Consider the following 24,361-nt stretch of genomic DNA (forward strand, 5'->3'; position numbering starts at 1 on the left):
ACCGTCGAGGCGGGTGGCAGCGCGCACGTGCGCGCCGTACGTGTCACCGTGACCCGCGGGTCCCGCCGCGTCCTGAACGACGTCTCGCTCACCGTCTCCGCCCGATCTCGGGTGGCGGTCGTCGGCGAGAACGGTCGCGGCAAGACCACCCTGCTGCACGTCCTCGCCGGGCTGATCGCGCCGGACGACGGCGCTGTCCAGCGGGCCGGCACGATCGGCCTGGCCCGCCAGGAACTGTCCGCCCGCGACGGTGAGACCGTCGGCACCCTGACGTCCGAAGCGCTGGTCGCGTCACTCGCGGCCCTCACCGCGCTGGACGAGGCGGCCCGCGCCCTCGCCGAGGGCGATCGCAGCGCCGAGGACCGTTACGCCGCCGCGCTCGAGGCCGCCACCCGGCTCGACGCGTGGGACGCCGAACGCCGTGTCGACATCGCACTCGAGGCCCTCGACGCCTGCGCGGACCGCGACCGTCCCCTGGCGACGCTGTCGGTCGGGCAGCGCTACCGGGTACGGCTGGCGTGCCTGCTGGGCGCACGGCACGACGTGTTGCTCCTCGACGAGCCGACCAACCACCTCGACGCCGACGGCCTGGACTTCCTGACCCGGCGGCTGCGCGAGCACGACGGCGGCCTCGCGATCGTCAGCCACGACCGGTCGCTGCTGCGCGACGTGGCCGACCGTTTCCTCGACCTCGACCCGACCCGCGACGGCAAACCGCGCCTCTACGCCGGCGGTTACGACGCGTGGCAGGACGCGCGGTCCCGGGAGCGCGAGCACTGGGAGCAGGACCACGAGCAGCAGCAGGCCGAGCACCGACGACTGCAGGACGCGGTGTCGAAGGCCCGTGACCGGCTCTCCACCGGCTGGCGGCCGGACAAGGGGACCGGCAAACACCAGCGTCAGTCCCGCGCGCCGGGCGTCGTGCAGGCCCTGAACCGGCAGCAGGAGACGCTCCAGGCGTACCGGATGGACGTGCCGGAACCGCCACCGACGATGCGGTGGCCAGGATTGGGGGCACGGTCGGGAGCACCACAGCTACGCGCCCGGGGCGTAGCCGTCGCCGGGCGGCTCGCCGGGCCGGTCGACCTCACCGTCGACGGCGGCGACCGGCTGCTCGTCACCGGCCCGAACGGTGCCGGAAAGTCCACACTGCTCGCGGTGCTGGCCGGTGCGCTCGAACCGACCGACGGGCACGCCTGGACGGCGAAGGAGGCCCGGGTCGCCTGGGTCACCCAGGAGACCGCCGGACAGGATGCCGGACGCACCGCCGACGAGGTGTACGCCGGCCAGGTGGGGCGGCTGGTGGCCGCTGGGACGCTCACCGACCGCGACGCCGTGCCGCTCGGATCACTGGGGCTGCTGGACGCCGCCGCGATGCGTACGCCCGTCGGGCGGATGTCGCAGGGGCAGCAGCGCCGCCTCGACCTTGCGCTGGCGCTGGCCGGTCGACCCACGGTGATCCTGCTCGACGAGCCGACGAACCACCTGTCGTCAGCTCTGGCCGACGAGCTGACCGCCGCTATCGGTGACACGGGCGCCGCCGTCGTCGTCGCCACGCACGATCGGCAACTGCTGCGGGACCTGGCCGACTGGCCTCGTCTGCGCGTCGGCGGGTCTCCGACGCCAGGTACGCGAAGCCGCGCGACCGACCGGGAGCGCCGACCGGGGTAAAGGCGTTGACCGGGCGGTGATGATCAACTGGTGACCATCACCGCCCGACCACTCTGGACGACCCGCGTCAGTCGACCCGACGAGCCCGACGCGGTGCTGCTGCTGCGCGAGTACATGACCGAGATGGTGGTGCGCTACCACTGCCGCCCGGCCCTTCCCGGCGAGGTCGACGAGGCGCTCGCCGAGATGCCCAGTGACGACCTGACCTACCCGAGCGGGGTACTGCTGCTCGCCCACCACGGCACCGACCTGGCCGGTTGCGCCGGGCTGCGCTGGCACTCGGGCTGGGCGGAGCTGAAACGGGTGTTCGTCCGACCCGCGCACCGTGGCGCCGGTGGGGGTGCCGCGTTGCTGACCGCCGTCGAGCAGCAGGCGGGGGCGGCCGGAGCGGCCGCGATACGGCTCGACACCCGCGCCGACCTGGTCGAGGCCCGCGCCCTGTACGCCCGGCACGGCTACGTCGAGATCCCGGCGTACTCGCGCGGCCCCTACGCCGAGCACTGGTTCGAGAAGCGGCTCGGTGGAGCGGTTGACGGCCGCCAGGGGATGCGCTAAATAAGAAGAGGAAGTTGAGTCGCCCCGGCTCAACTCATCACCTTCGGCCAGGAGAACCGAGGAGGCATGACCATGTTGATGCGTACCGACCCGTTCCGCGAGATCGACCGGCTCGCCGAGCAGTTCTTCGGTACGGCAGCCCGCCCCGCGATGATGCACCTTGACGCCTACCGCGACGGCGACCACTTCTACGCGGCGTTCGACCTGCCCGGCGTCGACCCCGACACCATCGACTGCACCGTCGAGCGCAACGTGCTCACCGTCCGGGCCGAACGACGCCGGCCCTCCGGCGACGGCGTCGAGCTGGTGGCCGCCGAACGTCCGATGGGCACCTTCACCCGGCAGCTGTTCCTCGGCGACACCCTCGACACCGACAAGCTGGAAGCCGGCTACGAGCACGGGGTGCTGACGCTGCGCATCCCCGTCGCCGAGCGCGCCAAGCCCCGCCGGGTGACCATCACCGCCAACGGCGACCGGCGTCCACAGATCAACGCGTGATCACAGCCTCGGGTGGGACCGGCGCGCCTGCACGCCGAACCCACCCGAGGCTGAGAACCTTTTTCACATGGTGTTCTCCGACGCTCCGGTGCTGGCCCGCCCGTCCGCGCCACCCGCGCTGCCGAGTGGGCCGGTCGAGGTCACCGAGGCGTGGCTGCGTAACCGGCGGTTGTCCGAGCACACCCGCGACGCGTACCGGCGCGACGTCACCGGCTGGCTCAGCTGGTGCGCCGGCCGGGACCTGGACCCGCTGCGGGCCACGTTCCTGCACGTCAACGACTACGCCCGGGCGTTGGAATCCACAGTCGCCGCCCGCAGCGGTCGACCGCTGACCCCGGCGACCGTGGCGCGGCGGCTCTCCGCGCTGTCCAGTTGGTACGACTTCCTCGTCAAGCTGGGCGCGGTGCCGGCCAACCCGGTCTCCGGCGCGGACCGGCCCCGCGTCGACCGGGACCACTCCGCCACCCTCGGGCTCACCCCCGAGGAGGTGGACGCCCTGCTCGGCGCCGCCGAGGCGGACACCGGCGCGACCGCCCTGCGCAACCGGGCGGCGATCGCGCTCCTCGCCGACCTGGGCCTGCGGGTCGGGGAGCTGATCTCGTTGGACCTCACCGACCTCGGCGCCGAACGCGGACACCGCAGCGTGCGCTTCGTCGGCAAGGGCGGCAAGCAACGCCGTCGGGCGCTCACCCCCGGCAGCGGGTACGCCGTGGACGCCTACCTGGCCCAGCGGGCCGCCGCCACCGGTGTGCCGGTGGCACAGCTGACCGGGCCGCTGCTGGTCACCGCCAGCGGCGCCCGACTGGACCGGCACTCGGTGTTCCGGATGGTCCGCCGGCTCGCCCGGGCCGCCGGCATCCCCGCCTGGGCGAAGCTGTCCCCGCACTCCCTGCGGCACGCCTTCGCCACCACCGCCCGCTCGGAGGGCGTGCCGCTGGAGGACGTGCAGGACGCGATGGGGCACGCCGACCCGCGCACCACCCGTCGTTACGACCGGGACCGGCACAACCTCGACCGTGACCCGGCCTACGTGGTGTGGGCGGCGCGGTCGCGCCGGAGCAGCTGAGCGCTGCACGGCCGACACCGGGTTGTTGATCAGTCGAGAACCGCAGTGGCTTCGACCTCGACGAGGAGATCAGGCTCGCCCAGAGCACTGACACCCAGCAGCGTGATGGGCTTGACCAGGTCAACCCCCAGCTTCGCACCCGCCCGAGCGACGCCTTCGCCCAGCAGGGGCATCTTGTCGGGCGACCAGTCAACGACGTAGATGGTCAGTTTCGCCACGTCGCCGAAGGACCCGCCGATCCCGGCCAGGGCGGTGCCGATGTTGAGATAGCACTGCTCGACCTGGGCGGCGAAGTCTCCCTCGCCGACTTTGCGCCCTTCGGCGTCGCGGGCCACCTGACCGGCGAGGAAGACCAGCTTGGACCCGGTGGCGATCGACAACTGACGGTAGACGTCCGGCTTCGGTAACCCGTCCGGATTGACGAGGGTGATGGCCATGCTGACTCCTTCTGTCGTTGGTCGTCTCAGCTCTGTGGGCGGGGGCAGATGCAGAACGGCTGCCCGATCGGGTCGAGAAGCACCACCCACCGCTCACCGCCGGGCTGGAATTCCGGCTTCGAGGCGCCCGCCGCGACGAATTTCTCCTGTGCCGCGGCGAGGTCGTCGACGTACAGGTCCAGGTGGTAGCGCTGGTCGCCCGTCGGGTCCGGCCAGGACGGCGGACGGTAACCCTCGACCAGCCCGAAGCCGATGGAGACGCCACCGGAGCTGATCATCGCGTACTCCGGTTGGCTGTGGGTGATCTCCCAGCCCAGCGCCTGGTGGTAGAACGCGGCGTGGCCGGCGGGGTCGGAACTGTCGAGGTTGACCATGGCGAGGTCCGCAGAGGCTGTCACGCCAGCAGTATGCCGCCGGGCCCCGACAACCCCGCCCGACCGACGAACGCGTCGCAACCCCCGTCCTACCGTCGTCGGATGAGACATGGCCTGGAGATCTCCTGCGGTGGCGACCGGATCAGGACACGTCGAGCGGCCACACCGTGACGCGGGCGGTGCCGTCGCGGCAGATGAGCCCGCTGGCCACCCGCCGGCAGTCGGTCAGGCCAGCCGGCAGCACCGCGGTCACCCGGGGGCCGTCGCGACCCACCGTCGCGACCAGGGCCCGCTCGCCGCCCGACGCCGCGCCCAGCAGCACCAGCGGCTCGGCGGCGACCCGTGGACCCGCCACGGTCTGCCACCGCACGCCGGCCGGCCACGTCCACACCCGCGCGCCGGTGCCGGCATCGATCGCCCAGCGACCCCGCTCGTCGTGCCCGCAGATCAGACCCTGGCAGGGCCGCAGGGTCAGCTCGCCCGGCTCCACCGCCCACTGCCAGCGCGGCGTCAACCCGGGCAGGTCGTACCCGGTCAGCGCCGCCGCGCCGCCGTTGGGGTGACGCAGCACCAGGTGCCCGTCCACGACCTGAGGGTTGTCCGGGCCGTAGTCGGCCGGCGGAAGCCACCCCCGCCCGCGGTCGGTGCCGTCGCGGGCGTCGAGCAGCCGGGCCAGCCCGTCGTCCTGCACCAGCAGCAAACGCCCGGGCGTGCCGGGCAGCACCCGCAACACGGCCGTCGAGGGCACCGGCACCGACCATCGGGTCGCACCGGTGGCCGGGTCGACACCGTGCACCGTGCCCTCGACCCGCCGCCCCGGCTCGGAGGCACTGCGCACCTCGCTCACCGCGACCGCCGCGTCGCCGGCCGCGTACACCCGCTCGGGTCGCTGCCACAGGGGCTGCCCGGTACGCATCGACCGTGCGGTGGTCACCCGCGTTCCGCGCACCTGGTCGCGTTCGACCAGCAGCAGCAGGTCACCGGCGGCCTCGGCGGACCACCCGGAGGCGGGCGGCACCGTGACCTGCCACCGCGCCGGGCGGTGCGGCGCGGCCACGTCGTAGGCGCGCAGCGTCGGCGGGGTGGCGCCGGGGTCGACGACCAGCAGCAGAGGGCCCGCACCGAGCACTGTCGCCCGGGCGGGCACCGCCGGCCCGACCTGAGGCGTCAGGTGCGCGGGCGGGGCCGCACCACCGAGCAGCGCGCACGCCACCACCAGCAGCGCCACCCGCCAACGGCGGGACGCCTGCGGCGGTGGCGCCCGGTCGTCCAAGGGCACGCCCCGGTCCTCGCCCAGCTCGATCAGCGCCGACATCGGCACACCCCACCCGTGCCCTCCGGTCGGGCGGTCAGCAGAGCAGATCCAGGTGGTGGTGGGCGTCCTCGGCGATCTCCTCGTGCCGCAGCCAGCGGCGCGCCCACAGGCGGGCGGCCAGCGCCGCCTGCTCGTCGCCCCACGCGGCGTGCTCGACGAGCAACGCGGTGGTCAGCGCGTACGCCAGGCGCAGCGCCAGGCCCCGCGCGCCGGCGAGCACCGTCGACGAGCCCGGGTCGGCGGTCACCGAGGTGATGGTGTCGCCCAACTGCGTGGCCGCGGCGGCCAACGTGTCGGCCAGCACCGGCGACAACGGACGGGCCAGGTCGACGGCGGCGGCGAGCCGGGCCAGCAGCGGCGCCCCGGCGTCCTCCCGGGTCAGCGCGCGCAGCACGTCCAGCGACAGCACGTTGGTGGTGCCCTCCCAGATCGGCAGCACCTGCGCGTCGCGCAGCAGCCGGGGCACCCCCGTGTCCTCCACGTAGCCGGCCCCACCGAAGCTCTCCACGTACTCGCTGGCGGAGCTGACGGCCAGCCGGCCGGTGGCCAGCTTCGCCAACGGCGCCACGATCCGCAGCTCCGCCGCGGCCTCCGGATCGGCGCCGACCTCGACCCGCCCCAGCAGGGCGAACGCGTGCCCGGCCAGGGCGAACGCCCCGGCCGCGTCGACCGCGAGGGTGCCCAGGGTGGCCCGGTGCAGCGGAGAGGACGACAGCGCGCCGCCCGCGACGTGCCGCACGTCGGCGTACGCCCGGGCGTAGGCGAGACCGCGTCTCATCCCGCCCGCCGCCGCCGCGGCGTTGTGCACCCGGGTCACCACGACCAGCGTCATCGCCCGGACGAGGCCGGGCACCGCCGGGTCGCCCAGCGGTAGGGCGTACGCGTCGTGCAGGCCGATCTCGGCGGTGGGCAGCGCCCGGGTGCCGAGCTTGTCCTTGAGGCGGTGCACGGTGACGCCCGGCGCCGGTGCGTCCGGTGCCATCGCGTGGGCCAGCGGTGAGTCGACCGCGTAGCGGGGGACGAGGAACGGTGCGAGCACCCGACTGCCGCGCCCGGAGCCGTCCGGTCGGGCCAGCGCGACCGCCATCGCCGCGTCGGCGGCCGAACAGAACCACTTCTCGCCGGTCAGCCGCCACGAACCGTCCACTGCGGGTCGGCCGATCGTGCTGGAACGGCCCAGGTCGGAACCGCCCTGCGACTCGGTCATCCACTGCCCGCTGGTGATCGCCACGTCCGGGTCGGTGGAGATCAGCCGGGGCAGCCACGCGTCGCGGACCCCGCTGTCCACCTCGGGCAGGCTGAGCAGCGCCGCGGCCCCGTCGGCCATCGCCACCGGGCAGGAGAACGTCGCGGACTCCGGCCCGTACAGGTGCAGCAGCGCGTGTTGCACGACCCGCGCGGCGGCACCCCAGGTGCCGCGCGCGTCCGGCAGGTAGGGCAGCGCGACCACGGCGTGCCGGGCGGCGGCGGCGCGCTGCGTCTGCCAGCCGGCGGACGTCTCCACCCGGTCGACCCGGGCGCCCCACGGGTCGTAGCGGACCAGCGTCGGGGGGTGCGCCTCCGCGTCGGCGTGCGCCGCGCGCAGCGGCCCGGCGACGTCCGCGGCCAGGTCGGCGAGGCGACCCTTGGCGGCGGCGTGTCCGGCCGGGCCGAGGTGACGCTCCAGCCAGGACCGCAGCAGGCCATCACCGGCGTACGGGTCGACGGGGGGTGGTACCGGCTGCACGAAGCGGCTCATCGATCGGCTCCTGGCACTGCTCGGGGGTGTGCGCCGACGGTAGACGATCCGTGGCCGATGCGAACAGGGCACACCCACTCACCGGGGGCACCCAGTTTCCGACTTGTCGTACCTCGGCGCGACCGGGTTCTCTACGGTCGGTAGTCGTGGGTGCCGGCCAGTCGTGGAGCCGACCGGCCCGGCGCAGCCGCCCGATGCGCACCGGGTTGGCGTTCGCCGGGTTCGGGGTGGCGCTGTGCTGCGTCGGGGTGGCCGGGTTGGCCGCCTGGAACCTGCAGACCGTCCGTCAGGCCGCCGGCCCGATCCGGGAGACCGCCGACGGGTTCCTCAACGAGGTGAGTCTCGGCGACAGCGACCGGGCGTACGACCGGCTCTGCGAGGACGCGCGCAGCCGGTGGAGCGCGATCGGCTTCACCAGTTGGGTGCGGACGCCGCCGATGGTCACCGACTACGAGATCACCGACGTGTCGGTCACCACCCGCAGCGGACGACCGCAGGGCACGGTGACGGTGAAGCTGACCCGCGACGGCGGGCTCAGCGAGGAACGCCGCCTGCCGGTGGTCCGCGAGGGCGGCGACTGGCGGGTGTGCGGTGACCCCTTCTGAACCGCCGGCGGTCACCCCGGCGCGGCCCTGGCTGCTGCGACCGCGCCAGGGGGTGCAACCGACCACCTCGACGGAACTCTTCTTCGACCTGGTCTTCATCTTCTCGATCACCCAGCTGTCGCACTACCTGATCGAGCATCCGAACTGGCGGGGCGCCGCGCACACCACGCTGCTGCTGGCACTGGTCTGGTTCGTCTGGGTCTACACCACCTGGCTGACCAACTGGCTGCAACCGGACCAGGGGCCGGTCCGGACGGTGCTGATCGGGGTGACGCTGGGCAGCCTGTCGTTGTCGGCGGCGATACCGCAGGCGTTCGCCGGGACCGGCCTGCTCTTCGCGGTGGTCTACGTGATCGTGCAGGTGGGCCGCACGCTGTTCGCGTTGTGGGCGGTGCGGGGCAGCCCGTGGCTGGTCGCGGGATTCCAGCAGTCGCTGCCGTGGATCGCCGGGACGTCGGTGCTCGTGGTGCTCGGCGGTCTGGTCCACGGCACGGCCCGGGAGGTCGTGTGGGCGGCGGCGGTCCTGATCGACGTCGTCGGTCTCGCGATCGGCTACCCGTTGCCGAGGCGGGGGCGCAGCCGTCCCGAGCGGTGGATGGTGGAGGGTGGGCACCTCGCCGAGAGGTGCGCGGCGTTCGTCCTGATCGCGCTCGGTGAGTCGATCCTGGTCACCGGGAGCACCCTCACCCAGCACGTGGACCTGGTGACGTTCGGGGCGTTCCTGCTGGCGTTCGCCGGTTCGGTGGCGCTGTGGTGGGTGTACTTCGCCCGGTCGGCCGCGGCCGCGACGGAGGTCATCGCCGGTGCCGGTGACCGCACCGGCGCGTTGAGCCGGGTCGCGTTCAACTACCTGCACCCGGTGATCGTCGCGGGCGTGATCGTCACCTCGGCGGGCGACGAACGGTTGCTGCGCGAGCCCGGCGCGCCCACCACCACTGTCGCCGCGCTGTTCATCCTGGGTGGTCCGGCGCTGTTCCTCGCCGGGCACGCCGCCTACAAGGCGCTGCTGTGGCGGGCCCTGCCGGTCAGCCGGATCACCGCGGTGGTGGTGCTGGTGGCGCTGCTGCCGGTCTGTGTGGGGCTGGGGGTGCCCGTCGCGGTGTGCGCCGCGCTGGCGTTGGTGGTGACCGTCGCCGTCATCGTGACCGACCGGTTCCGGGTGCGGGCGGGCACCCCGACGCCGGCCTGACACCGCCCGTACGCCTGCGTCGGTTCTCGGACAACGTCACCGCAGCTGGGCCGGTGGATGGTTAGCGTGGGTCACCGGCCCTCCGGGTGACCTTCCGCGGTGCTCGGATGAGCGGAGGCGACGCGATGGCAGTCGAGCAGCGGCCCCGGCCACGGCGGTGGCTGATGCTGGTTGCCGCCGCCGGGTACGGCAAGACCACCGCCCTGGAGACCGTCGGCGGGGACGGCCCGACGGTCTGCCACCGGGCGACGGACCTGATCGGCGCCGCGGCGCCCACCGTGTGCCCGCCTTCGTCGGCCCGGATCGCCGTGGACGAGGTGTCCGCGCTCAGCGAGGCCGACCAACTGACCCTCGTGCGGTGGTTGGGCGCGCTGCCGGGTCGGCCGGCGGTGACGCTGGCCGCTCGACAGCCGCTGGCCGACGCGGCGCTGAGCGCGTGTGCCGCGCCCGTCGTGCACCGTGGGCCGGAGACCCTCGCCCTCGGCCGGGACGCGGTCGCCCGGATCCTGCGCGACGAGCACGCGGTGCCCGACAGCGACCTGGCCTACCTGGTGTACGAGTTGACCGCCGGCTGGCCGGCGTGGGTGCACCTCGCGGGCGACGCCCTCGGCCGGCAGGGCGTGGGCCGGCGGGAGCTGCTCGCGGCCCTGACCGAGCCCGGCACCGCCGGTGGGCACTTCGCCCGCGACGAGATCCTCGCCGAGCTGCCCTCGCCGGTGGCGGGTCTGCTCGGCCGCGTGCACCACCTCGACCCGATCGGCGTGCCGCTGTGCGTGGCCGTCGACGCCGACGCGTCGGCCGACGCCACCGCGCAGGCGTTGCGCTGGTCGACCCGTACCGGGTTGCTGGTCGCCCACCCCCGCCGTCGGGCCGGCCACACACCACCGACGGTGCAGCTGGTCCGGGTGCTCGCGGCGGTGCTGGCGCAGCAGGCAGGTCAGCCAGACGCCGCGGGACGCCGCAGGCGGTACGCGGCCGCCGACTGGTATCTCGCCAACGCGTACCCGCTGGCGGCGGCCCGAGCCCTGCACGACGCCGACGACACCGCGAGGTGCGCGGAGCTGATCGTGCGCCACGGGGAGGACATGCTCGCCGGTGGCGGCGCGCCGGACGTGACCGAACTGATCAGCGCGTTGCCGCAGGCCGAGCAGAACCCCGACCTTCAACTGATCTTCGGCGACGCGTTGCGGATGTCCGGGTCGGTGACCTGGGCGTCGCGGGTGTTCGCCCCGCTGCTGGCCCGGGCCGACCACGACCGTCGCTGGCCGGCGCGGTTGCTCTGGCGGGCGGCGATGGTGCCGTACCTGCGGACCGACTACGCCGGCGCCCTGGCGGTACTCGACCGGGTGGCCGCAGCGCCGACGGTCACCCCACCCGGGCCGGACGACGTGCTGCTGCTGGCCTGCCGCGCCAGCACCCTCGCCCAGCTCGGCCAGGTCGACGACGCGGTCACCACCGGAGCCCGGGCGCTCGCCGCCGCCCAACAGCTCAACGAGGACGCGCCGTTGGCGGCGGCGCACATCGCGGTCGCGCTGACCTCGTCCGGCACCCGCCGTGACGAGCACCTGGCCGAGGCGCTGGCGGCGGCGGAACGCGCGGGTGACCTGGTCCAGCAGGCACGGGTCCTGGTCAACCAGGCGCACTGCCTGCTGCGGGAGGCCCGGTACCCGTCGGCGCTGGCCACCGCCGTGCGGGCGGTCCGCGCGGCGGAACTCGCCGGCCCGCCGGGGGTGCTGGTGACCGCTCTGCACAACGCGGGCGAGGCGCTGGTACGGCTGGGCCGCTACGACGAGGCGTCGCTGCACTTCACCCGGTCCAAGCTGGTCTCGCAACGGTTGGGGCTGAACCGGGCGGCCGCCGGGGTCCACGGGTTGGCGGAGGTCAGTCGACGTCTCGGCCGGCGGGAGGAGGCGTTGGCGGCCTTCATCGAGGCCGCGGAGCTGGCCCGCGACGTGGGGGACCTCCAGGTGCGCATCCCGGCGCTGGCCGGTCTGGCCCGGCTGCGCTGCGAGGGCGCGGGCGCCGACCTCACGGCCGCTCGTGCCGCCGCTGACGAGGCACACCGGCTGGCACCGGCGTTCCTGCTGTCCTGCGCGCTGGTGGCGACGGGTTGGGTGGCGTACGCCGGGGGTGATCTGGGTGTGGCCCGGCGGCGCGCGGCCGAAGCGGTCGGTGCGGCCCGCAGCAGTCGGCAGGCCGACGCGCTGGCCGAGGCGTTGGAGCTCACCGCCGCGGTGGCCGCCGACCCGGCCGCCAGCCGGGACGCGCTGCTGGAGGCCGGCGCGATCTGGCGCGCGGCGGGCGCGGGACCGGCCGCCGAACAGACCGTCGTCCTGCTGGGCCGCGTCCCGGGCGCCGACGGTGCCCAGCGGTCCGCGGCGCAGGTGGCCGCCGGCCGGTTGCTGGCGCTCGGGGTCGAGACGGTCGACGGGCGGCAGTTGTCCGAGACACCCGCCGACGGTGGCACCGTCGAGGTGCGGGTGCTCGGCCGGTTCGAGGTCATCGTCGGTGGGCGGGAGGTCCCGCTGCCGGCGTGGCGGTCCCGGCAGGCCCGCACGCTGCTGAAGATCCTCGTCGCCCGGCGCGGTCGTGCCGTGGCCCGGGCGGAGCTGTGCGAGCTGCTGTGGCCCGACGACGAGCCGCGGCGCACCGCGCACCGCCTGTCGGTGCTGCTGTCCGCCGTGCGCGCCGTGCTCGACCCGCCCCGCCGGTGGCCCGTCGACCGGTACGTGCGCGCCGACCTGACCGGAGTGCGCGTCGACCTGACCCGGGTGGTCGTCGACGCGGAGAACCTGCTGGCTGACGTCCCGCACGCCGAGCAGCTCGCCCGCGACGGTGACCCGGCGCGGGCCCGGGCGATGCTCACCGAGGTGGCCGCCGGCTACCGGGGGGACGCCTTCGCCGACGAGCCCTACGAGGACTGGGCCGACGGGCTGCGGGAACAGGCCCGCTCGGTGTGGTTGCGGGCGCTGCGCGAACTGGCCCGTGGGTACCGGCGCGACGGTGACGACGATCGGGCCGCGACCACCCTGGTCCGGCTGCTCGACGCCGACTCCTACGACGAGCGGGCGCACCGCGCGCTGGTCGCCACGCTGGTCGCGGCCGGCCGGCACGGGGAGGCTCGGCGGGCGTTCGACAGGTGGGTCGGGGCGATGCGCTCGATCGACGCACCGCCCCCGGACCCGGATGTGCTGCGCACGAGGACCGGTCAGCAGGCGTAGAAGTTCTCCTGGCCCGCGTCGGTTTGCACGTACGCGTAGAAGATCGCCCCGGGGTCGGCCGTCTCGTCCTCCGCGCAGGTGTCCACCCCGGGCCCACCGTCGAGGGTGTCACCGCCGGGCCCCGTGACGGTGTCGCCCGTGACGGTGTCGCCCGCCACCCCGATCAGCAGGTCGGCGCCGTGGGAGCCGGAGAGGACGTCGTTGCCCTGGAGACCGGCGAGCAGGTCGGCGCCGGCGCCGCCGGCGATGAAGTCCCCGCAGCCCTCACCATAGATGGTGTCGTCACCGCCGCCGCCGTGGATCGTGTCGACGCCACCGCCGCCGTAGATGATGTCGTTGCCGCCGAGCCCGTAGATCTCGTCGGGTCCGCCACCGCCGAACAAAGTGTCGTCGCCCTCGGTGCCCATGATCGGGTCGCCGTCGGTGGTGGCGCACGGGTTCGCGTCCGGGTCGGCCTGCGCCGCGGCGCCGCCCACACCAACCAGTGTGCCGCTGAGCAGGAGGGCGGCCAGCACCGCCGCCACTCGGGTACGCATGATGAAACCTCCTGTTCGTGGACCCCGTAAGGAGTCCGCTGACGCCGCGCTGACGTCACCGGCACTGTCGCAGCCGCCCGTCATCGTGGCGTCAGTACGCCGAACGCGGTCGCGGTGCTGACGCCCTCCTGACGGCGGTGCGGAGTGTGGTCCCCACGCCGTCGTCGACCGTCGACGAGGCAGTGCGGAGGGAACATCCAATGAAGCGGAAACTGGCTGGTCTGGCAGTGCTGACCGGCATGGCGGCGGCCACGACGCTGCTCGCACCGACAACCCCGGCGCAGGCGTCGGTGGGCCTGTACCGGGTCGCCGCGACCAGCGTCCTGGACGCGACGAACGCCAAGACGATGGCCATCTCGTGCAACGGCGTCGACCAGGTGGTCGGTGCCGGCGGGCGGATCAACGACGGTCAGGGTGACGTCCTGATGACCCGGGTCTACGCCGACGCGACCCTGCACACGGTCACCGTGCTCGGCGTGGAGGCCAACGCCACCAACGTGCCGTGGTCGGTGGACGCGTTCGCGGTCTGCGCCCCGGCCGGGGCGGTGGCCGGACTGCAACTGGTCACCACCACGTCGGCGAACAACGCGGCAAGCAAGGTGGGCATCACCGCCGTGTGCCCGCCGGGCAAGAAGACCTTCGGCGGTGGGTACCGGATCGACAACGCCAACGCGGCGGTGGCGATCGACGAGCTGGCGTTCACCTCGGCGCTCGGCTCGGTGTCGAGCACCGCGTACGTGTTCGGCGCCCCGGGCAACTTCACGTTGCAGACCCAGGCGTTCTGCGCCACCCCGCTACCGGCGATGGCGTTGACGGAGGCGACGAGCGCGCTCAACGCGACCTCGCCGAAGCCCGTGACGACGCCGGCCTGCCCGGCGGGGTCGCAGACCGCGGGGGTAGGCGGCGTGCTGAACGGGCTCCTCGGGGCCGGCTCGGTGACGACGTTGTTGCCCAAGCCGGCACTGGACACCGCTGAGGCGACCGGACGGGAGATCGTCCCGTCCGCGGCGGCGTGGACCCTCAGGGCGCAGCAGGTCTGCGTGGGCTGATCCACCCGCAGCACGGCCGGCCGTCCCCAACACCGGGGGCGGCCGGCCACCATGTCTCAGTCGCGGGGGCCGAGGTCGCCCGAGCGGTAGTGCCGGCGGCAGAGCACCTGGTAGCGCACCTCGGCGGTGTCGACGGTGTCGCCGATGACGACCTGTGCGCCCTCGCGTACGACCCGCCCGTCGACGACGCGGGCGTTGAGCAGCCCTTCGCGGCCGCACCAGCAGAGCACCTCGACCTGGATGCGGGCCACCTCGTCGGCCAGCTCGAACAGCCGCTGCGCGGCGGGGAACAGGCAGGACCGGAAGTCGGTGGCCAGGCCGAACGCGAACACGTCGACGTCGTAGCTGTCGACCAGCTCGGCCATCTGCTCGACGTGCTCCACGGTGTAGAAGCACGCCTCGTCGCAGATCAGGTAGTCCACCCGTACGCCGTCGGCCCACCGGCCGCGGACCAGGGCCCGCAGGTCCAGGTCGTCGGTGACCTCGATGGCCTCGTGGGCCAGCCCGATGCGGGTGGTGACCTGCGGGCCCAGCGACCGGTCGATGCGGGTGGTGACCAACCCCCGACGGCCCTGCCGGGCGTGGTTGTAGTTCATCTGCAACGCCATCGTGGACTTGCCGCAGTCCATCGGCCCCCAGAAGAACTTCAGCGCCGCCGCGTGCACCGGACGACCGTCGAGCCCACGCGCAGCCGCGCACCCGGCCGGAGCGTGCGGCTGGCCGGGGAACGGGTGGGCCAGGCAGGTCGGGGCGGCGGCGGCGTCGTCAGTCACGGTCGGGCAGCCTAGCCGATCCACCACCCCTGATCTGCTGGGCGAGGGATGCGTGCTCAGAGCACCCGGGGTGGCGTGTTGCCCGCGGCCACGATGGCACGGCGGATCGGCACGGCCGCGAGGAGCAGGAAACCGACCACGAAGAAGATCAGCAGTGAGACCAGGCCCACCCGGTAGGAGGAGGTGAGCTGGAACACCAGGCCGAAGGCAAGCGGCCCGAGCCAGCTGGTGCCCTTGTCGCTGATCTCGTAGAAGCCGTAGTACTCGCCCTCCTTGCCGGCCGGGATGAGCTGGCTGAACAGCGACCGGCTCAGCGCCTGGCTGCCGCCGAGGACCAGGCCGATGGCCGCGCCGAGGACCATGAACGGCAGCGGCGCCTCGGCGGGCAGCCGGAACGCGGCGATGATCACACCGGTCCAGAGCACCAGGCTGAGCAGCACGGTCTTCCAGGCCCCGATGCGCTTGGCCAGCGCGCCCAGGCTCAACGCGCCGCCGAAGGCCAGGAACTGCACCAGCAGGATCGTGATGATCAGGGTGCTCTGCTCCAGGCGCAGCTCCTCGGTGCCGTACTGGCTGGCCAGGGTGATGACGGTCTGGATGCCGTCGTTGTAGACCAGGAACGCCAGCAGGAAGTACAGCGTCAACGGGTACGCCTTGACCTCGCGCATGGTGCGGGCGAGTTGCCGGAACCCGTCGGTGAGCACGTTGCCGCCGCCGGCCAGGGCCGCGACGCTGGGGCGCTCGCGCAGCCAACGCAGCGGCACCAGCGTGAACAACGCCCACCACACACCGGCGGACACGATCGACCAGCGGGCCAGGTCCAGGGTGCGTTGCGGGTTGTCGCCGTCGTCGAGCAGGGTGATCGCGACGAGGTTGAGCGCCAGCAGCAGACCGCCGCCGAGGTAGCCCAACGCCCAGCCTCGGCTGGAGATGCCGTCGCGTTCGTCGGGGCCGCCGAGCTGCGGCAGGAACGAGTTGTAGACCACGATCGCGGCGCCGAAGGAGATGTTGGCGACCAGGAAGAGCGCCCCGCCCAGCAGGTAGCGGTCGCCGGTGACGAAGGCCATCGCGATGGTGGCGCCCGCGCCGGTGAACGCGGCACCGCCGAGCAGCCGCTTCTTGTGCGCCGACCGGTCGGCGATCGCCCCGATGACCGGCAGCACGAAGACGGTGAGGAACACCGACAGCGAGATCAGGTACGGGTAGTAGGACCCGGCGGCGATCTTGATGCCCAGCGGGTAGACGGAGCCGTCGCAGGTGTCCGCGCCCAGCTCGCAGCCGGCGGCCAGCTCGGCGACGGTGGTCAGGAACGGACCGAGGAACACGGTGACCACCGTGGTCTGGAACGCGGAGTTGGCCCAGTCGTAGATGTACCAGCCGCGCCGCTCCCGGCGGGTGCTCGCCGGAGGCGGGGTGTCGTCCACCGTGGGGGTCACGGTCTCGGCCATCGGGGGTCCTTCGATCCTCAGGCGGCCCAGTGGCCGCGGCTGCGGTAGACGTCGCGCAGCACGCCGACGTGATCGGTCATGATGCCATCCACGCCACGATCCAGTAAGTCGTGCATCTGGGCTGGTTCGTCGATCGTCCAGACGTGCACCTGGAGGCCGACGCGGTGGCAGTAGTCGAGGAAACGGCGGTCCACCACCGGCACCCGCCCGTAGTGCGGCGGCACCTGCGCGGCGACCACCGACGGGGGCAGCCGCAGCGGGCGTCCGTGCAGGGAGGCGAGCCGCAGCCGGGCGACCCCGCGCATCCCGAGGCTGGTGGCGACGCGCCCCTCGGTGAGCGCGCGCAGACGGGTCAGGCGGGCGTCGCTGAACGAGGCGAGCAGCACCCGGTCGGCGGCGCCGGTGCGGGTCACGGTGGCGACCGTCGGCGCGACGCCGCCGTCGGCCTTCACGTCGATGTTGAAGCGGACCTGCGGCCAGGCGCCGAGCACCTCGTCGAGCCGGGGTACGACGGCAGCGCCACCGACACGTACCGAGGCGAGGTCGGCCCAGCTCATCTCGGCGATGCGCCCCGCCTCACCGGTGACCCGACGCAACGTCGGGTCGTGGAAGATCACCGCGACGCCGTCCGCGGTGGCGTGCACGTCGGTCTCCACGTACCGGTAGCCGAGCCCGATGGCCCGGGCGAACGCCTCGGTGGTGTTCTCGTCGCCCTCGGCCGCGCCGCCACGGTGGGCGAACGCCAGCGGCGCGGGCGCGTCGAGGTAGCCGAATCGGGTCAACACGCGACGCAGTATGCCCCCGGTCGGTGGCCGGCGGGTGGCCGGCCGGCGTCTGTCGCCCGCTCGCGCCGCCGGCCGGGCGCGGGTGATCGAATGGGCCTCGGAAAGGCGGGGTGTCCGGCGACGCTCCGGTGGGTCAGCTCCAGTCGGTCTGGTGGCCGTCGCGGCGCAACAGGTCGAGCAGCTCGGCGTCGCTGGGCGGGTGCACCCTGCTGAGCGCGGCGTTCAGCTCCTCGACTGCGACCGGGTCCGGCCCCTGCACCTCGATGGCTCGTACCCTGGCTCCGTCGGTGCGGTAGAGGGCGCTCGACGGGTCGCTGTTGTCGGTCTGGTGGGTCACGACCAGGGTGCGCCCGCCACCCAGGTCGGTGCAGGTGCGCAGGCGCGGGGTGTCGCAGTCCACGCCGTCGGGCAGGCCGGTCGCGGGTTGCGGCACGCGTAGCCGCCAGAGCACGGGCACGGCCCGACCGTCGGCGGTACGAAGCGGATAGGCGATGTCGAGGCCGCCGTGATCGAGCCAGCCGACGGTGCCGGGCCGGGTGACGCCGTCGGGGATCAACAGGTGCTCCCGGGGCCAGGGCGATGACCTGGTCAGGTCGGCCAGGTCCCGCTGATCCCTGGCGCGGTGGGACGCGGTCCGCAGCCCGGCGTAGCCGATCCCGCCGACCACGAGGAGCACCAGTGCGACGAGGATGATCTGACGACGCGACACGTGATCATTGTCCGCGTCGCCCGGGCAGGTCGGTTGCCCGGGCGACACCGGTCAGCGCCGCAGGAGCCGCAGCGTCTCGTCCCAGAGCAGGTTGGCGCTCCTGTCGTCCAGGGCGTACGGGAGCACACCGCTCCTGCCGTCGACGGGCTCGGCGAGAACGACGGCCTCGTTGGCGTCCTCGAAGTAGCGGCCGGTCACGCCCTGGACCTCGGGGCGGGCGGCCAGCAGGACCGAGGTGGCGGCGCCCTGCTGCGGGGTCTTCCAGCCCGGCGGCACGGCCAGGCGGTTGCCCTGCTCGTCGACCGCGCCGACCCAGCGCAACTGCGTGTCGTCGAGGTGTCGTTGCAGGTTGGTCATGATGGCGCCGGGGTGCAGGGCGTTGGCGGTGATGCCGTCGGCGGCCCACCTGCTCGCCAGGGCGACGGTGAACAGGATGCTGGCGGTCTTCGACTGGCCGTAGGCCGACCACGCCTCGTAGGGGCGGGCGGTGAAGTGGATGTCGTCGAAGACGACCGGCGACTGCTGGTGGGCCGACGAGCTGACGACGACGATGCGGGCGTTGCGCGCGGCGGCCAGTGCGTCGTGTAGACCCAGGGTCAGCGCGGCGTGACCGAGGTGGTTGACGGCGAACTGCGCCTCCCAGCCCTGGGCTGTGCGGGCCAGTTCTGGCAGGGCCATGATTCCGGCGTTGTTGACCAGGATGTGCAGCGGCCCCGTCCACGCGGTGACGAACGCGTCGACGGAGGCACGGTCGGCCAGGTCGAGGTGGTCGACCCGGACCTTGCCGGGCGCCCCGCCCACCGCGATGTCGGTGGCGGCGCGTTCACCGGCGGTGGTGTCGCGGACCGCCAGTGTCACCTCGGCGCCGGCGCCGGCCAGGGCCCGGGCGGTTTCCCGGCCGATCCCGGACGCGCCGCCGGTGACGACGACGCGTCGGCCGGTGAGGTCGATGTCGGCGATGACCTCGGCAGCGGTCGACCGAGCAGAGTAAGGGGTTATGATTCGTGACATTTCGGATCTCCTTGGGTGCAGAATCTCGGCGTTCCGCGCGGGACGGGGTGCGTCAGCGGTGGAGCAGCCGCAGTGCCCGGCGGATCCGGTCGCGGAACTCGTCCCTGGTGGTCGAGGTCGACTTCCAGGTGAGCGCGGCGGAGAAGAGCAGGTCCATGACGTCGTCTGCGGTTCGCTGCGCGTCAAGCAGCCCGCCCGGGGCGGTGGCGTCGATGTGGGCGCGCAGTGTCGCCTGAGCCCGCACCTGGTAGTCGTGGAACATCGAGCCCAACTGTGGCTCGCTGTTCTCCAGTAGCTCGTTGAGGTCGCGGGCCACCTGGGTGTCGATGTACGGACCCATCAACGCGTCCAGCCCCGCGACCACCCGCTCGTCGAAGCTCGTCGACGGGTCGGCGAGGCAGGCCTGCATGGCCTGCTGGGCACGTTCCATGACGCCCCGCATGGTGGCGCGGTACAGCTGTTCCTTGTTGGGGAACAGCAGGTAGAGGCCAGGACGGGAGATGCCGGCGGCCTTGGCGACCGCCTCCATCGACGTCTTCGGGAAGCCGTAGCGCCCGAACACCCCGGCCGCCGCCGCGAGGACGGCGGTGCGCTTCGGGTCGTCGGCGTCCTGCTCCACGATGCTCACCTAGACAGCTTAGACAGATTTTCGAAAGTTGTCTAACGCGTCTACGGGGGCAGGTCAGCCGAGGGGGCGGCGGTGGGCGCGGCTGGGGTCGCTGGGGCGCCCGGGGTCGACGTGGCGGGGCAGGTTGGGCTCGTCGGGCCGCAGCGGCGCGAGGCCGTCGGTGAGCGCGTCGATGATCCGGACGGTGGCCCGGCGGGCGGCGCCGGGGCTCGCGGCGCTCGACTCGCCGAGGTCGACGGGCGCGCCGAAGTGCACCCGGATCACCGGGCGGCGCCACAGCGAGCGGGCGATGCCGCGCAGCATACCCCGGGGCGCCCGGTAGGGCAGCACCTCATGCGAACCCCACTGGGCGACCGGGATGACCGGGGCGCCGCAGGCCAGGGCGAGTCGGGCCGTGCCGGTCTTGCCGCGTTCGGGCCACATGCCGGGGTCCAGGCCGATGCGTCCCTCCGGGTAGATGAGGATCACCGACCCTCGGGCGACGGCGGTGGCGGCGTCGTCGAGGGCCCGGTGCACGGCGCTGGTGCCCCGGTCGACGCGGATGTGCCCGGCGTGGCGCATGGCGGCGCCGAGCACCGGGGCGCGGAACAGGCCGGCGGTCGCCATGATCCGGGGGGCGATGCCCCGGGTGTGGCAGGCGGCGGCCATCACGACCGGGTCGAACGGGCTGATGTGGTTGGCGGCCAGCACCAGCGGGCCGCGACGCAGGTGCGCCGGGACGTCGCCGGTGACCTCGAGGCGGGCCAGCAGGCCGACCAGGGCCCGGGCCAGCAGGAGAGCGCCGCGCCAGATCAGCGGCGGTTGCCAGGGGGAGTGCGCGGTGTCCATCAGCGCGACATCGTCGCACGCGCCGGTGGCCTCGCGGGGGCGGGTCGGGTGATCAGGGTCATGGCGCCCGGGTGGGGTCGGGCCGCCCGCCCCTCTACGACAAGCAGTAGTATTTACTACGTCTCGTAGTACGGATGGCTGGGGGTTTCAGGTGGACGCGTTGGACGTTGCCCGCTGGCAGTTCGGTGTCACCACCGTCTACCACTTTCTCTTCGTGCCGCTGACCATCGGCCTGTCCGTGCTGGTGGCCATCCTGCAGACGATGTGGCACCGCACCGGCAACGAGCGCTACCTGAAACTCACCAAGTTCTACGGCAAGCTGTTCCTGATCAACTTCGCGATGGGCGTGGTCACCGGCATCGTGCAGGAGTTTCAGTTCGGCATGAACTGGAGCGACTACTCCCGCTTCGTCGGCGACGTCTTCGGCGCGCCCCTGGCCATCGAGGCGCTGGTCGCGTTCTTCCTCGAATCCACCTTCATCGGTCTGTGGATCTTCGGTTGGGACCGGTTGCCCAAGCGGGCGCACCTGGCCAGCATCTGGGCCGCCGCGATCGGCACCAACCTGTCCGCGTACTTCATCCTCGCGGCGAACTCGTTCATGCAGAACCCCGTCGGCTACCGCATCAACCCCGACAGCGGACGCGCCGAGCTGACCGACTTCCCCGCCGTGCTGACCAACAAGGTCGCCCTGATCACCTTCCCGCACACCCTGGCCGGCTCGTTCCTGGTCGCCGGGTCGCTGATCGTCGCGGTCGGCCTCTGGCACGTGATCCGCAACCGCGACTCCGCCGACACCGGCGCCTACCGCTTCGCCACGAAGTTCGGCTCCTGGGTGGTCCTGGTCGCCTCCGCGGCCGTGCTGTTCACCGGCGACATCCAGGGCAAGATCATGACGGATGTGCAGCCGATGAAGATGGCCGCCGCCGAAGGCCTCTACACCACCGAGAGCCCCGCCTCGTTCTCCGTGCTCACCATCGGCAGCCTCGACGGCACCCGCGAGGTGTTCGCCCTCAAGATCCCGTACCTGCTGTCGTACCTGGGCACCGGCGACCCGCACGGCACCGTGCACGGCATCAACGACCTCCAGGCCCAGTACGCCACCCAGTACGGCGCGGGCAGCTACACCCCGATCATCCCGGTCACCTACTGGAGCTTCCGCTTCATGATCGCCTTCGGGATGGCCGCCGGGGCCATCGCCCTGCTGGTGCTCTGGAGCCAGCGCAAGGGCCGCAGCCCGAGCAGCAGGTGGCTGCTGCGCGCCGGGCTGGCCATGCCGGTGCTGCCCCTGCTGGCCAACTCCTTCGGCTGGATCTTCACCGAGATGGGCCGCCAGCCGTGGATCGTCTTCGGCGAGATGCTCACCCGCAACGGGGTGTCGCGCAGCGTCTCGCTGGCCGAGGTGCTCACCTCGTTCGCCGCCTTCACGCTCATCTACGCCACCCTCGCCGTGATCGAGGTCAAGCTGCTGCTGCGCTACGCCAGGGCCGGCGTGCCCGACGTCAGCGAGGAGCACCCCATCGACGACACCACTGACGACGCCGAGCGCCCGCTCGCCTTCGCCTACTGATCCCGGAGCCCATCGTGGAACTGACCACCATCTGGTTTCTCCTCGTCGCCGTGCTGTTCACCGGGTACTTCATCCTGGAGGGATTCGACTTCGGCGTCGGCATGCTGCTGCCCGTCCTGGGTCGCGACGACCGGGAGCGCCGCGTCCTGATCAACACCATCGGCCCGGTCTGGGACGGCAACGAGGTCTGGCTGATCACCGCCGCCGGCGCGATGTTCGCCGCGTTCCCCGAGTGGTACGCCACCCTCTTCTCCGGCTTCTACCTGCCGCTGCTGCTGATCCTGCTGGCCCTGATCGCGCGGGGGGTCGCGTTCGAATACCGGCACAAGCGCCCGGAGGCGTCCTGGAAGCGCCGCTGGGACACCGCGATCGTGGTCGGCTCGCTGCTGCCGGCGATCCTGTGGGGCGTCGTCTTCGCCAACATCCTGCGCGGGGTGCCGCTCGACGCCGACCACGAGTACGTCGGCGGCCTGGTGGACCTGCTCAACCCGTACGCCCTGCTCGGTGGCGCGACCACCCTCGCGCTGTTCGCGACCCACGGCGCGGTGTTCCTCGCGCTGAAGACCACCGGCGACATCCGCGAGCGCGCGGGAGCGCTCGCGGTGCGCCTGGGCGCCGGCGCCGCCGTGCTCGCGGTCGGGTTCCTGACGTGGACGCTGAGCATCCGCTCCAGCGCGGCGGCCGTGGTGCTCGCCGTCGGCGCGGCCCTCGCCCTGCTCGGCGCTCTGGCCGCCGCCCGGGTACGCCGGGAGGGCTGGGCGTTCACCGGCACCGCCGTGGCGATCGGCCTGGCCGTGGCGACCCTGTTCGCGGCGTTGTTCCCGAACGTGCTGCCGTCCACGCTGGACGCGGCCGGCACGTTGACGGCCACCAACGCCGCCTCCACCCCGTACACCCTGAAGATCATGACCTGGGTGGCGGTCATCTTCACCCCGATCGTGCTGGCCTACCAGGGCTGGACGTACTGGGTGTTCCGCAAGCGCATTGGAGTGGGCAACATCCCGCAGCACTAACCCCAGCCCCAGCCCCCGACCCGGCCCCGTCGATCATGGAGTTGTGGTGGGGTATCCCGGCGGTAAATCTGCGCGGCGCGGGAGCCTGCGCCGCTAGGGTGTGCCGATGTCCGAGCCTGTGCACGTTCGTGAACTCGGCGTCGACGACCTCGACGCCGCCTGGGAGTTGGGCCGGTTCGCGTTCGGCTCCGCCTCGGAGCGATCCGCCAGCACCACCGTCGCGGTGCCCGGCCTGACCCGCTACGGCGCGTTCGACGACAGCGGTCGGCTCGTCGGCAAGGCCGTCGACCTGCACCATGACCAGTGGTGGTCGGGCCGGGCGGTGCCGGCCGCCGACGTCGCCGGGGTGGCCGTCGCCCCCGAGGCCCGGGGTCGGGGCGTGGCCCGTGCCATGCTCACCGCCCTGCTGCGTGGCGCCCGCGAGCGGGGGGCGGCGGTCAGCGCGCTCTACCCGACCGTCGCCGCCCCGTACCGGGCCTGCGGGTGGGAGACCGCCGGGGTGCTGCGTACCGTCGACCTGGCCACCGCCGCGCTGCCCCGGCACCGGCCCTCCCCGGACCTGACCGTGCGGGCGGGCGCGGTGGCCGACCTGCCCGCCGTCGCCGACCTGTACGAGCGGGTCGCCCGGCACCGCAACGGCATGCTGACCCGCCGGGGTGAGCTGTTCGACTTCTTCGCCGCCGACCGGGGCCTGCCCGGCGACGGCCTCACCCTCGTCGAGCGCGACGGCGACCTGGTCGGCTACGCCACCTGGCAGCGGGGCCGCGGCTACGGCGCCGACTCGGTGCTCACCGTCGACGAGGCCCTGGCCGTCACCCCCGAGGCCGCCCGGGAGATCGTCGGGGTGCTCGGCAGCTGGGCCAGCGTCGCACCGACCCTGCGGCTGTGCCCCCTCGACGGCGACGCCGTCAGCCCTCACCTGCCACTGGAGTCGGCCCGCGACCACGAGCGGGACCTGTGGATGCACCGACCGGTCGACGTCGCCCGCGCGGTGGGCGCGCGGGGGTGGCCCGCCCACGCCCGGGGCGTCGTCGACTTCGGCCTCACCGACACCCTCGCAGAGTGGAACACCGGCACCTGGCGGTTGACGGTCGCCGACGGGGCCGCCGAGCTGACCCAGGTCGGCGGCGAGACCGACCTGCGGCTGGACGTACGCGGCTTCGCCCTGCTCTACGCCGGTGCCGCGCACGCCCGCGCGGTTGCGCAGGCCGGGCTGCTGCACCACCGCCCGGGTGTCGACCCGGCCGCGCTCGACCTCCTCGGCGCCGGAGGGCCCGCGCAGCTGCTCGACTACTTCTGACCGACGTTTCTGCCCCCGAAGTGGGAACTCGCCGGCGGCAGCGGA

23 protein-coding genes are annotated in these 24,361 nt (G+C 73.2%); 11 read left to right on the plus strand and 12 right to left on the minus strand.

Going from position 1 to position 24,361, the window contains the following annotated elements:
- Nucleotides 1-27 precede the first annotated feature (27 nt).
- The 4 genes from LADH09A_RS21225 (at nucleotide 28) to LADH09A_RS21240 (ending at nucleotide 3,790) form a co-directional block, all read left to right on the plus strand.
- The gene (locus LADH09A_RS21225) at nucleotides 28-1,671 is read left to right on the plus strand and encodes an ABC-F family ATP-binding cassette domain-containing protein (protein WP_238647227.1); all 1,644 of its coding nucleotides are present in this window, start codon (nucleotides 28-30) and stop codon (nucleotides 1,669-1,671) included.
- A 30-nt stretch (nucleotides 1,672-1,701) separates the two neighbouring features.
- Nucleotides 1,702-2,226: a GNAT family N-acetyltransferase gene (locus LADH09A_RS21230; RefSeq protein WP_238647228.1), complete on the plus strand. Its 525-nt coding sequence runs from the start codon at nucleotides 1,702-1,704 to the stop codon at nucleotides 2,224-2,226.
- A 72-nt stretch (nucleotides 2,227-2,298) separates the two neighbouring features.
- A complete protein-coding gene (locus LADH09A_RS21235; protein ID WP_238647229.1) occupies nucleotides 2,299-2,724 on the plus strand; it encodes an Hsp20/alpha crystallin family protein in 426 nt (141 codons plus the stop codon).
- Between the two features lie 67 nt (nucleotides 2,725-2,791).
- Nucleotides 2,792-3,790 carry a tyrosine-type recombinase/integrase gene (locus tag LADH09A_RS21240; protein ID WP_238647230.1) on the plus strand — a complete coding sequence of 333 codons (999 nt, stop codon included), beginning with the start codon at nucleotides 2,792-2,794 and terminating at the stop codon, nucleotides 3,788-3,790.
- A gap of 29 nt (nucleotides 3,791-3,819) precedes the next feature.
- Here LADH09A_RS21240 and LADH09A_RS21245 read toward each other — a convergent pair whose 3' ends face one another.
- The 4 genes from LADH09A_RS21245 to LADH09A_RS21260 form a co-directional block, all read right to left on the minus strand.
- A complete protein-coding gene (locus LADH09A_RS21245) occupies nucleotides 3,820-4,227 on the minus strand; it encodes a RidA family protein (RefSeq protein ID WP_238647231.1) in 408 nt (135 codons plus the stop codon).
- Nucleotides 4,228-4,253: 26 nt separating this feature from the next.
- Nucleotides 4,254-4,625 (minus strand): VOC family protein, encoded by a 372-nt coding sequence (locus LADH09A_RS21250; protein ID WP_238647232.1) that lies wholly within the window; start codon nucleotides 4,623-4,625, stop codon nucleotides 4,254-4,256.
- Between the two features lie 118 nt (nucleotides 4,626-4,743).
- On the minus strand, nucleotides 4,744-5,916 hold the full coding sequence (locus LADH09A_RS21255) for a PQQ-binding-like beta-propeller repeat protein (protein ID WP_238647233.1): 1,173 nt from the start codon (nucleotides 5,914-5,916) through the stop codon (nucleotides 4,744-4,746).
- A 34-nt stretch (nucleotides 5,917-5,950) separates the two neighbouring features.
- Nucleotides 5,951-7,654, minus strand: a complete 1,704-nt coding sequence (locus LADH09A_RS21260) for an acyl-CoA dehydrogenase family protein (protein ID WP_238647234.1) — start codon at nucleotides 7,652-7,654, stop codon at nucleotides 5,951-5,953.
- Nucleotides 7,655-7,800: 146 nt separating this feature from the next.
- Between LADH09A_RS21260 and LADH09A_RS21265 the strand changes: the two genes are divergently transcribed.
- From LADH09A_RS21265 to LADH09A_RS21275, 3 genes are all read left to right on the plus strand, one after another.
- Nucleotides 7,801-8,259 carry an Rv0361 family membrane protein gene (locus LADH09A_RS21265; RefSeq protein WP_370453010.1) on the plus strand — a complete coding sequence of 153 codons (459 nt, stop codon included), beginning with the start codon at nucleotides 7,801-7,803 and terminating at the stop codon, nucleotides 8,257-8,259.
- Nucleotides 8,246-9,448, plus strand: coding sequence for a low temperature requirement protein A (locus LADH09A_RS21270; protein ID WP_238647235.1), 1,203 nt, complete (start codon nucleotides 8,246-8,248; stop codon nucleotides 9,446-9,448). Before LADH09A_RS21265 ends, LADH09A_RS21270 begins: the two co-directional genes overlap by 14 nt.
- 107 nt (nucleotides 9,449-9,555) lie before the next feature.
- The gene (locus tag LADH09A_RS21275) at nucleotides 9,556-12,669 is read left to right on the plus strand and encodes an ATP-binding protein (RefSeq protein ID WP_238647236.1); all 3,114 of its coding nucleotides are present in this window, start codon (nucleotides 9,556-9,558) and stop codon (nucleotides 12,667-12,669) included.
- On the opposite strand, the gene LADH09A_RS21280 is transcribed toward LADH09A_RS21275, so the two are convergent.
- A complete protein-coding gene (locus tag LADH09A_RS21280; protein ID WP_238647237.1) occupies nucleotides 12,657-13,205 on the minus strand; it encodes a calcium-binding protein in 549 nt (182 codons plus the stop codon). The genes LADH09A_RS21275 and LADH09A_RS21280 overlap by 13 nt on opposite strands.
- Nucleotides 13,206-13,405: 200 nt before the next feature.
- Between LADH09A_RS21280 and LADH09A_RS21285 the strand changes: the two genes are divergently transcribed.
- A complete protein-coding gene (locus tag LADH09A_RS21285; RefSeq protein ID WP_238647238.1) occupies nucleotides 13,406-14,254 on the plus strand; it encodes a hypothetical protein in 849 nt (282 codons plus the stop codon).
- Between the two features lie 56 nt (nucleotides 14,255-14,310).
- Here LADH09A_RS21285 and LADH09A_RS21290 read toward each other — a convergent pair whose 3' ends face one another.
- The 7 genes from LADH09A_RS21290 to LADH09A_RS21320 all read right to left on the minus strand — a co-directional run bounded on the left by LADH09A_RS21290 (nucleotide 14,311) and on the right by LADH09A_RS21320 (nucleotide 20,436).
- Entirely contained in the window at nucleotides 14,311-15,027 is a 717-nt protein-coding gene (locus LADH09A_RS21290) for a thymidine kinase (RefSeq protein WP_372492324.1), read from the minus strand.
- Between the two features lie 56 nt (nucleotides 15,028-15,083).
- Nucleotides 15,084-16,475 (minus strand): MFS transporter, encoded by a 1,392-nt coding sequence (locus LADH09A_RS21295; protein ID WP_238647239.1) that lies wholly within the window; start codon nucleotides 16,473-16,475, stop codon nucleotides 15,084-15,086.
- 17 nt (nucleotides 16,476-16,492) lie between these two features.
- A complete protein-coding gene (locus tag LADH09A_RS21300; protein ID WP_238647240.1) occupies nucleotides 16,493-17,260 on the minus strand; it encodes a glycerophosphodiester phosphodiesterase family protein in 768 nt (255 codons plus the stop codon).
- 133 nt (nucleotides 17,261-17,393) lie between these two features.
- Nucleotides 17,394-17,969, minus strand: a complete 576-nt coding sequence (locus LADH09A_RS21305) for a hypothetical protein (RefSeq protein ID WP_238647241.1) — start codon at nucleotides 17,967-17,969, stop codon at nucleotides 17,394-17,396.
- A 51-nt stretch (nucleotides 17,970-18,020) separates the two neighbouring features.
- Nucleotides 18,021-18,980, minus strand: coding sequence for an SDR family NAD(P)-dependent oxidoreductase (locus LADH09A_RS21310; protein ID WP_238647242.1), 960 nt, complete (start codon nucleotides 18,978-18,980; stop codon nucleotides 18,021-18,023).
- A gap of 52 nt (nucleotides 18,981-19,032) precedes the next feature.
- Nucleotides 19,033-19,608, minus strand: coding sequence for a TetR/AcrR family transcriptional regulator (locus LADH09A_RS21315; RefSeq protein WP_238647243.1), 576 nt, complete (start codon nucleotides 19,606-19,608; stop codon nucleotides 19,033-19,035).
- 54 nt (nucleotides 19,609-19,662) lie between these two features.
- Complete coding sequence (locus LADH09A_RS21320; RefSeq protein ID WP_238647244.1) at nucleotides 19,663-20,436, minus strand: lysophospholipid acyltransferase family protein; 774 nt, start codon at nucleotides 20,434-20,436, stop codon at nucleotides 19,663-19,665.
- Between the two features lie 151 nt (nucleotides 20,437-20,587).
- Here LADH09A_RS21320 and LADH09A_RS21325 point away from each other — a divergent pair, with 151 nt between their 5' ends.
- The 3 genes from LADH09A_RS21325 to LADH09A_RS21335 all read left to right on the plus strand — a co-directional run bounded on the left by LADH09A_RS21325 (nucleotide 20,588) and on the right by LADH09A_RS21335 (nucleotide 24,316).
- Nucleotides 20,588-22,003: a cytochrome ubiquinol oxidase subunit I gene (locus LADH09A_RS21325; RefSeq protein ID WP_238647245.1), complete on the plus strand. Its 1,416-nt coding sequence runs from the start codon at nucleotides 20,588-20,590 to the stop codon at nucleotides 22,001-22,003.
- A gap of 14 nt (nucleotides 22,004-22,017) precedes the next feature.
- Entirely contained in the window at nucleotides 22,018-23,016 is a 999-nt protein-coding gene (gene cydB / locus LADH09A_RS21330) for a cytochrome d ubiquinol oxidase subunit II (RefSeq protein WP_238647246.1), read from the plus strand.
- Nucleotides 23,017-23,122: 106 nt separating this feature from the next.
- Complete coding sequence (locus LADH09A_RS21335) at nucleotides 23,123-24,316, plus strand: GNAT family N-acetyltransferase (RefSeq protein WP_238647247.1); 1,194 nt, start codon at nucleotides 23,123-23,125, stop codon at nucleotides 24,314-24,316.
- Nucleotides 24,317-24,361 lie beyond the last annotated feature (45 nt).

It is taken from the genome of Micromonospora cabrerizensis (assembly GCF_022230955.1).
Taxonomy (GTDB): Bacteria; Actinomycetota; Actinomycetes; order Mycobacteriales; family Micromonosporaceae; genus Micromonospora; species Micromonospora cabrerizensis.

Excerpts from the sequence above, each read along its gene's own strand:
- LADH09A_RS21235 (WP_238647229.1), top strand. The coding sequence starts at position 2,299 with ATGTTGATGCGTACCGACCCGTTCCGCGAGATCGACCGGCTCGCCGAG.
- LADH09A_RS21255 (WP_238647233.1), bottom strand. The coding sequence starts at position 5,916 with ATGTCGGCGCTGATCGAGCTGGGCGAGGACCGGGGCGTGCCCTTGGAC.
- LADH09A_RS21320 (WP_238647244.1), bottom strand. The coding sequence starts at position 20,436 with ATGGACACCGCGCACTCCCCCTGGCAACCGCCGCTGATCTGGCGCGGC.
- LADH09A_RS21280 (WP_238647237.1), bottom strand. The coding sequence starts at position 13,205 with ATGCGTACCCGAGTGGCGGCGGTGCTGGCCGCCCTCCTGCTCAGCGGC.
- LADH09A_RS21285 (WP_238647238.1), top strand. The coding sequence starts at position 13,406 with ATGAAGCGGAAACTGGCTGGTCTGGCAGTGCTGACCGGCATGGCGGCG.
- LADH09A_RS21275 (WP_238647236.1), top strand. The coding sequence starts at position 9,556 with ATGAGCGGAGGCGACGCGATGGCAGTCGAGCAGCGGCCCCGGCCACGG.
- LADH09A_RS21240 (WP_238647230.1), top strand. The coding sequence starts at position 2,792 with ATGGTGTTCTCCGACGCTCCGGTGCTGGCCCGCCCGTCCGCGCCACCC.
- LADH09A_RS21245 (WP_238647231.1), bottom strand. The coding sequence starts at position 4,227 with ATGGCCATCACCCTCGTCAATCCGGACGGGTTACCGAAGCCGGACGTC.
- LADH09A_RS21295 (WP_238647239.1), bottom strand. The coding sequence starts at position 16,475 with ATGGCCGAGACCGTGACCCCCACGGTGGACGACACCCCGCCTCCGGCG.
- LADH09A_RS21260 (WP_238647234.1), bottom strand. The coding sequence starts at position 7,654 with ATGAGCCGCTTCGTGCAGCCGGTACCACCCCCCGTCGACCCGTACGCC.
- LADH09A_RS21310 (WP_238647242.1), bottom strand. The coding sequence starts at position 18,980 with ATGTCACGAATCATAACCCCTTACTCTGCTCGGTCGACCGCTGCCGAG.
- LADH09A_RS21335 (WP_238647247.1), top strand. The coding sequence starts at position 23,123 with ATGTCCGAGCCTGTGCACGTTCGTGAACTCGGCGTCGACGACCTCGAC.